The organism is Pseudomonas sp. NCIMB 10586 (genome assembly GCF_023127895.1).
GTDB lineage: Bacteria > Pseudomonadota > Gammaproteobacteria > Pseudomonadales > Pseudomonadaceae > Aquipseudomonas > Aquipseudomonas synxantha_A.
The window spans coordinates 1-1250 of sequence record NZ_SPKQ01000011.1 but is presented as its reverse complement, the minus strand read 5'-3'; the positions used below and the strand labels follow the sequence as shown (position 1 = coordinate 1250).

Here is a 1250-nt window from a genome sequence, read left to right as displayed (position 1 = left end):
GTGGGAGCAACTGTCTTGAAGGCTTTTAATTTAAAGGCTAATTGAAAGCCAGCAAGCATCCCACGGCCAAAGGCCGTGAACCAGTTACTGAAAAACGCGCTGTCTGTTTTTAAATGGCGCGCTCTTTCCACTCAGCCCCGTCTCGAATCATGGCGTTCAGCCGTATCAGCAGCACTCGCATACACGCTATCAACGCTACTTTCGCGCACTTGCCTTTCTGGCGCAGCGCGTCGTACCTGGCCTTGAACTCAGGTTGTCGCTGAATTACCACCCAGCAAGCCATGTACATCGCTCGTCGTGCTGCAAACCTGCCACCGCCAATATGGCGTGCTCCCTGATGCTTACCGCTATCATCGTTGTACGGCGCTACGCCTACCAGGGCCGCGATCTCGCGACGCCCGACCTCTCCAAGCTCAGGTACATAAGCCATTAGGCTCGCTGCCGTCACAATCCCAATTCCTTTGACCGAACACAGCCGAGCCATTTTGTCGCGGTCCAAGACCTTGGCACTTTGACGAATCAGGTTGTCTATCGCCTTTATTGCCTGGGTCAGATAGTCGATGTGACTTTGCAACAGCGGTTTCACCAGATCGACAGAGGCCGTTTTCATGCGCCTGGTGTCATCGCTTTGCTGCTGGACAAAGTTCTCACGCTGCTGGATTAGGGCACGTAAGTTGTCTTGCTCGACACTCGTGATTCGACTGTCGGAATCCTTTATGACCTGGGAAAACTCTGCCAAAAGACGGGCATCTATCGGGTCGGTTTTAGCGCGGCAACCCATTGCCTCTGCAAAGCTTTTGGCTCTTCGAGGGTTTATCCGCAAAACATCCAGGCCTGCTGCTTGAAGTGACTTCATAGCAGCTCTTTCGTAGCCACCGGTCGCTTCTAACAGTACGCGACGAATGTTGTAAGGCTTCAGCCAATCAATCAGCGCCGCAAAACCTGCACTGTTGTTGGCATAACTCACGCCGACGTCTTCTGGAAGGATCCGAATTTCGAGGTTGCCTTTTGAAACATCGATGCCTAGGTAGGAAAACATAGCCAAATCCTCTTACACTCAAGGTGAGAGCGCTCTGGCTTGGCCCACGCTTGTAACTGTTCGAGGTCGGCTCGTTCAACTGTTCGGGCTCATGTCCAGAGCGGAGAGGTGAGTGGCAGCATGGGCTCCCACACGTGCTTTAAGCACTCCGGGCATTCAGCTTGCCACTCACCGCTCTCACCTCAGTCTAATCCCGGATCAAGACACAAGC

At 53.4% G+C, this 1250-nt stretch carries 1 protein-coding gene; it reads right to left on the bottom strand.

Translation table 11 applies throughout. The features are described from left to right. Positions 1–109: 109 nt before the first annotated feature. Complete coding sequence (locus tag E4P01_RS05745; protein WP_216090624.1) at positions 110–1039, bottom strand: transposase; 930 nt, start codon at positions 1037–1039, stop codon at positions 110–112. Positions 1040–1250: the final 211 nt, after the last annotated feature.